The organism is Propionivibrio sp., from assembly GCF_017995515.1.
Taxonomy (GTDB): Bacteria; Pseudomonadota; Gammaproteobacteria; order Burkholderiales; family Rhodocyclaceae; genus Propionivibrio.
This window is the reverse complement of the sequence record NZ_JAGOIT010000022.1, coordinates 1-5985: the sequence shown is the minus strand read 5'-3', so window position 1 is coordinate 5985 and position 5985 is coordinate 1. Positions and strand designations below refer to the sequence as shown.

Genomic DNA, 5985 nt, shown 5'->3' with positions numbered 1-5985 from the left:
CGACCGTTCAGGCCAACGCGTTCCTGCCTGTAGAAGACCGGAAATCCATCCTCCAGAACAATCAAGGCCGCCGTTGCCAACATGACCGGCAAAGCCAGCAGAAGCAGGATCGACGCCGCGACGATATCGAAGACGCGCTTGACGAAAGTACGCCAACACCCTTGACGGAATCCTTCGCCGAAAATCAGCCAGCCAGCCCGCAAGGCATCGAGCCGGATCTGCCCGAGGGCGCGCTCGAAGTAGCTGGCCAGATCAAGCACCTTGACGCCAGAGAGCTTGCAGTCGAGCAGTTCGCGCAGCGGCAAAACGCCACCGCGCCGTTCAAGCACCGCAATGATGATTTCATCGACGTTGAGATTGCTTGCGGTGTCGGAAATCGACGCAGTGCGCGGAAGCAACAACTGTTGCGGCACGCAAATCTCCGCATCGGTCGGACCAGGATAGAAGCCAACGATCTCGATGTCGGGGTCGGATTTCTTGAGCACTTTCCCAACCGATTTCGCTTCTGGCCCCGCGCCGAAAATCAACACACGACGAACCATCATCGCCCCCACCCGGTTGTGGATCGTATAGACGCGGTGCGCGAGCGTCCCGAACAACGCAGCCAGCCCCGATAACAGGAGCAGCTTCTGATTCGCGTCGGCAATCGACAGCAGGGAAAAGACACAATAGGCGAGCGGAACCGATAGATAGAGGGAAAGAACGGCGCGCGCACGGGTCTGGGCGACCGTGCGGGAGTGCGATCGTTGGTAGAGTCCGAGCCAGCCATTTAGTACGACCATCAGCAAGGCAAAAATGGCCGAATATAGTACGACAAGCTCGGTATTTTCCTGACTCCCGACGCCCCACCAATAGACAGCAACGACAACGCACACGACCGGCAACAGGATGTCCAGAACGATCTGGAGCAGCGTTTTCCAGTGTATCCAGTGGCTGAAGACTTTGATCATGATTTACCTCCGGTAGACCGCAGGTTGAATTCGTCGATGGACTGCACGTGCCGGCCAACGTTCATCCAGCGCTCAGTGTTCGCCGTACAGCCAATCCGGTTCGAACCTGACCCTAGAACCGTGGACGAAAGGATAGCCCGGAGATGTCTTCATTACCGTGACGAAATACACAAGGGGAGGATTTTATTTCACGGGCACCTGGCTTGTCAGCCTGCAGCACCACAAACGCCTGTTATCTCTCAACCAAGATCACTTGACCTTTGATCATAAAGCTGACCATTGGCGCTCGGCGCCAAGCGAGCGCTCCGCTCGGCAAGCCACTTGATCGACGCATCCTCGACGGCCGCGCGCGACCGTGCATTGGAAAACGTGTGATCCGCATCGGAAACATCAATCCTTGTGACGTTTTTCCCGCCAATCAGCGCGGACCATTCGCGATGTGCTTCGGCATGGCCCACGAACTCCTTTGCCGTATAGTCTTCACCGCTGAGTATCAGCAAGACATCGCCGGAACACGCACGCCACCCGGTCGCCATGCGCGCCTGGAAGGAACGCGCCGCACTTTCCTGCTCGATCGCCGAACCGCGCGCCAACGACACGCTCTTCAGCAAACCGCGAATTGACCTCGCAACCTGCAACTTCCCGGTCAGGAGCTTCAGCCAGAACTCCTTCTGCATCAGACGGTTGCCGTAATAGTGTTTGATATGCGTCTGCGCAAGCGTCGCCTCCGACCGAACCCACGGATTCAGCACGATCAAACCGGCAACTCGCGGATCATGGGTCACATCGACGTACATCAGCGACGCCGAAGCCGCATCGCACAGCCCCCAAAGGACAACCTTCTTGACCGATGGGCATGCCGCAAGGAAAGCATCGACGGCCGCGCCGATATCGCCTGAAACTGCCTCGAAGTCACGCCTCTCTCCGCCGCTGTCGCCCATCCCGCGGTAGTCGAAACGAAAGACGGGAAACCCCGCCTCGGCGACTTTGCGCGAGAGCAGGAGAAACTGTCGGTGACTGCCAGCGCGGTACTGTGGGCCGCCGACGACGACCAGCACGCCGAGTTCCAATCCCTCCGCAACATCGCTGCACTCAGGCCGAGCGAGGACGCCGACGAGTTGTTCGCCCGCAAAGCCAAAGACCACCGCCTTTTCGGAAATGCTCATCAGGCGTCCGTTTCCACCAGCACGCGCAGACTGGCTTCGATCAACGGTGGGCATTCCTCGATTTCCGTCGTCTGCCAGAACGCCGGTCCGGCGACGGAGACGCCGCGGACATCCTTGCCCACGCTCTGCCATTTTTCGAGCCTGGCGCTTACGGCCGGCGAGAGCGCACCAGCACCACCGGATGAAACCTCAATCAAGTCGGTCCGCTGAACCACTTCTGGAATGACGAGTTCGGCCCCCTCCAGTCCGCGCGCCAGACTGACATTAAGCGCATAGCCAGCTATCTCGACGAAACCCTCCTCGGTCAGCTGCTCCTTGAGCCGGTTCATGGCGCCTTTTGCGCCGCCTTCCAGCAGTTCGCCTGCAATTTTCAGGCGCAGGAACTGCTGCAAGTACTGCTTTCCCAACAGCACCGGCTGCCAGAGCAGCAATCGGCACGGTTGCCCGATCCGGCCCGCCGCTTCGGCGGCAAGCAGACTTCCGGTACGCAAGCCCCACCAGCAAAGCTGCATTCCCGTCCGCTCTCGCAGCCACGTGCCGGCCTCGACCAGATTCGCGATCCACGATTCCCAGGTAGCGTCCGCGAAGTCGCCGGTGCTATCGCCACAACCGAGGACATCGACCTGCAACACGACGTAACCCGCCGAGGCCATCGTCTTCGCCTGCAGCGCCGCCATACGCCTTGACTTGTTCATCTCTTCGGCAAAGGGATGAACGTAGAGCACGGCCCCCTTGATTGCCGTTTCCCCGGCCGGCCGATGGAGCAGGCAAAACAGCCGGCCACCGGTCACCGGCAGGAAAAAGGCTTCAAGCGACATGAAATGCAGTTCAGGCGCCCAGCTTGGCGCCTACGAAATCAACGAGCGTTCGCACGGTGGCAAACGCGCTGCCATCGATCTCATCGTCATCGACAATGAAACCGAAGCGCTCTTCAAGCGTCGTGATCAGGGCGACAACCGCCATCGAGTCGAGCTCGGGAATCGAGCCGAGCAGCTGCGTATCGGTCGTAAAACCGGAGGTGCGCCCTTTGAGGCTCAACACCTCGTCCAGAACCGACAACACCTCTTTCAGAATGTCCATGTGCTCTCCTTGTTTTCATTGCTCCACTGACAGTCATGCTGTCAGGAAATTCAGCGGCGACGATTATACTGGCAACGGAAACGCTATGATTCCGGTATTTCCGGTCGAGTCTGGCATTTACCGCGTAGCGGAACAAATTCACGGTGACGTGAATCTCTGCTCGATAGAATGACTCGGATCGAGTCCGAAATCTGCAAGGATCACCAATGACCGACGCTTTTCTGCTCTCCGACCTGATCCCGCGCGCGGCTGATCGTCACCCCGACGCTACGGCGCTCACCTTCACCAAAGAGTCGATCAGTTACGCCGAACTGGCTTCGGCGCAGCACAATTTCGCCAACGGCGTCATCGGCCTCGGCCTGCAACGCGGCGAGCGCATCGCCATCTACCTGGAAAAGCGTTTCGAAACCGTCATCGCCAGCTTCGGCGCGCCAGCCGCCGGATGCGTCTTCGTCCCGATCAACCCGTTGCTCAAGCCCGAGCAGGTCGCCTACATCATGCGCGACTGCAACGTGCGCATGCTTGTCACCTCGCCCGAGCGCTACGCCCTGCTGACGGAAAGCATCGCTGACTGCCACGACCTGCGGCACGTCGCCCTGCTCAACCACGACACCGCGAAAGCCGCGCCGGGAACGTCTCCCGTCATCAGCTGGCAGGAACTCCTCGCCATGCCCGAACAACGCGGCCATCGCGTCATCGACACCGACATGACCGCGATCCTCTACACCTCCGGCAGCACCGGCAAGCCGAAGGGCGTCGTCCTCTCGCACCGCAACATGGTCGCCGGCGCCAAGAGCGTCGCCAGCTACCTCGAAAACACCCGCGACGACACCCTGCTCGCCGCCCTACCCCTGTCCTTCGACGCCGGATTCAGCCAATTGACCACCGCCTTCCACGCCGGCGCTCGCGTCGTCCTGCTCAACTACCTGCTGCCGCGCGACGTGCTCAAGGCTCTTGAAAAGGAACGGGTCACCGGCCTCACCGCCGTGCCGCCGCTCTACATCCAGTTGGCGCAGCTCGACTGGCCATCAAGTATCACCGAACACCTGCGCTACTTCGCCAATACCGGCGGTCGCATGCCGCGCGAAACTTTGGCGGCCTTGCGCGCGCGGATGCCGAAGACAAAACCCTTCCTGATGTACGGCCTGACCGAAGCCTTCCGCTCGACCTTCTTGCCGCCGAGCGAGGTCGACAAGCGCCCGGACTCGGTCGGCAAGGCCATCCCCAACGCCGAAATCCTCGTCCTGCGCGAAGACGGCTCTCCCTGCGCGCCCAACGAGCCGGGCGAACTCGTCCATCGCGGTGCGCTGGTCGGCATGGGCTACTGGAACGATCCCGAGAAAACCGCCGAACGCTACAAGCCGCTCCCCGCGCACACGCCCGGCCGCGAACCCGGCCTCGTCATCCCGGAACTCGCCGTTTTTTCCGGCGACACGGTACGCATGGACGACGAAGGCTTCCTGTACTTCATCGGCCGGCGCGACGAGATGATGAAGACCTCCGGCTACCGCGTCAGCCCGACCGAAGTAGAGGAAGTCCTCTACGCCACCAAGCTGATCGGCGAATGCGTCGCCTTCGGCGTCGACCACGATACCCTCGGCCAGTCGATCCAGGTCATCGCCACGCCACCCGACGGCGGCGAACTTGATGTGCCGGCACTGCTTGCTGAATGCCGCAACCGCATGCCCGCGTACATGGTCCCGCATGGTGTCGACGTACGGAAAGGGCCGCTACCGCGCAACCCGAACGGCAAGATCGACCGGAAGACCTTGTCGACGGAATGGATTGAGAAGCAAGGATGAACATGCAAGCCAGCGAGAAGAAGGCGCCCGTTCATGCGCCGATGACCCAGTTTCCGGTCGAAAAGGGCGAACTCCTGATCGGCGGAATGCCGCTCACCCGCCTTGCGGCGCGCGTCGGGCAAACACCCTTTTACGCCTACGACCGGCAACTGCTGAACCAGCGCGTCGCTGCCTTGCGCACCGCGCTGCCCGCAACGGTTAAGATCCACTACGCCATGAAGGCCAACCCGATGCCGGCGCTCGTGGCGCACATGGCATCCCTCGTTGACGGCATCGACGTCGCATCCGGCGGTGAGCTGAAAGTCGCGCTCGATACCGGCGCTGATCCCCGCGAGGTGAGCTTTGCCGGTCCCGGCAAGAGCTCAACCGATCTGCGGCGTGCGGTCGCCGCCGGCATCCTGATCAACATCGAATCATTCCGCGAAGTCACCGAACTCGCCCGCATCACCGCCGAAACCGGCTACCCGGCCCGCGTCGCCGTGCGCGTCAATCCCGATTTCGAGCTCAAGAGCTCCGGCATGAAGATGGGCGGCGGACCCAAGCAGTTCGGTGTCGACGCCGAGCAGGTCCCCGAGTTGCTCAAGGAAATCGGCCAAGCCGGGCTCGCCTTCGAAGGCTTCCACCTCTTCGCCGGCGCACAGAACCTCAAGGCCGAAGCCATCGTCGAAGCGCAGCAAAAGAGCTACGAACTCGCCCGGACGCTCGCCGCACACGCCCCCGCGCCCGTAAAGACCCTCAACCTCGGCGGCGGATTCGGCATCCCCTACTTCCCCGGTGAGCAACCGCTCGACCTCGCACCCATCGCCGCCAACCTCGCAGCGCTCGCCGAACGCGCAAAGAGCGATTTCCCCAAGGCCGAACTGGTCATCGAACTCGGCCGCTACCTCGTCGGCGAGGCCGGCCTGTATGTGGCACGCATCATCGACAAGAAAGTCTCACGCGGACACATCTACCTCGTCACCGATGGCGGCCTGCACCACCACCTCT

At 61.5% G+C, this 5985-nt stretch carries 6 protein-coding genes; 2 read left to right on the top strand and 4 right to left on the bottom strand.

What is annotated here, in order from left to right:
• The 4 genes from KBA32_RS05465 to KBA32_RS05450 form a co-directional block, all read right to left on the bottom strand.
• The coding region (locus KBA32_RS05465; RefSeq protein WP_294356271.1) for a sugar transferase at positions 1–950 on the bottom strand (950 nt) is incomplete at its 3' end.
• 239 nt (positions 951–1189) lie between these two features.
• Positions 1190–2116, bottom strand: coding sequence for a hydrolase 1, exosortase A system-associated (locus KBA32_RS05460; RefSeq protein ID WP_294356332.1), 927 nt, complete (start codon positions 2114–2116; stop codon positions 1190–1192).
• A complete protein-coding gene (locus KBA32_RS05455) occupies positions 2116–2934 on the bottom strand; it encodes a hydrolase 2, exosortase A system-associated (RefSeq protein ID WP_294356269.1) in 819 nt (272 codons plus the stop codon). Before KBA32_RS05455 ends, KBA32_RS05460 begins: the two co-directional genes overlap by 1 nt.
• Before the next feature lie 10 nt (positions 2935–2944).
• The gene (locus KBA32_RS05450) at positions 2945–3196 is read right to left on the bottom strand and encodes an acyl carrier protein (RefSeq protein WP_294356268.1); all 252 of its coding nucleotides are present in this window, start codon (positions 3194–3196) and stop codon (positions 2945–2947) included.
• A 206-nt stretch (positions 3197–3402) separates the two neighbouring features.
• On the opposite strand from KBA32_RS05450, the gene KBA32_RS05445 reads away from it, so the two are divergent.
• Positions 3403–4998: an acyl-CoA ligase (AMP-forming), exosortase A system-associated gene (locus KBA32_RS05445; protein ID WP_294356266.1), complete on the top strand. Its 1596-nt coding sequence runs from the start codon at positions 3403–3405 to the stop codon at positions 4996–4998.
• A gap of 2 nt (positions 4999–5000) precedes the next feature.
• A partial coding sequence (locus tag KBA32_RS05440; protein ID WP_294356330.1) for a pyridoxal-dependent decarboxylase, exosortase A system-associated occupies positions 5001–5985 on the top strand: 985 nt, incomplete at its 3' end.

What these genes read in the sequence shown, in the direction of transcription:
- KBA32_RS05450 (WP_294356268.1), bottom strand. Translation starts at nt 3,196, where the DNA reads ATGGACATTCTGAAAGAGGTGTTGTCGGTTCTGGACGAGGTGTTGAGC.
- KBA32_RS05460 (WP_294356332.1), bottom strand. Translation starts at nt 2,116, where the DNA reads ATGAGCATTTCCGAAAAGGCGGTGGTCTTTGGCTTTGCGGGCGAACAA.
- KBA32_RS05455 (WP_294356269.1), bottom strand. Translation starts at nt 2,934, where the DNA reads ATGTCGCTTGAAGCCTTTTTCCTGCCGGTGACCGGTGGCCGGCTGTTT.
- KBA32_RS05445 (WP_294356266.1), top strand. Translation starts at nt 3,403, where the DNA reads ATGACCGACGCTTTTCTGCTCTCCGACCTGATCCCGCGCGCGGCTGAT.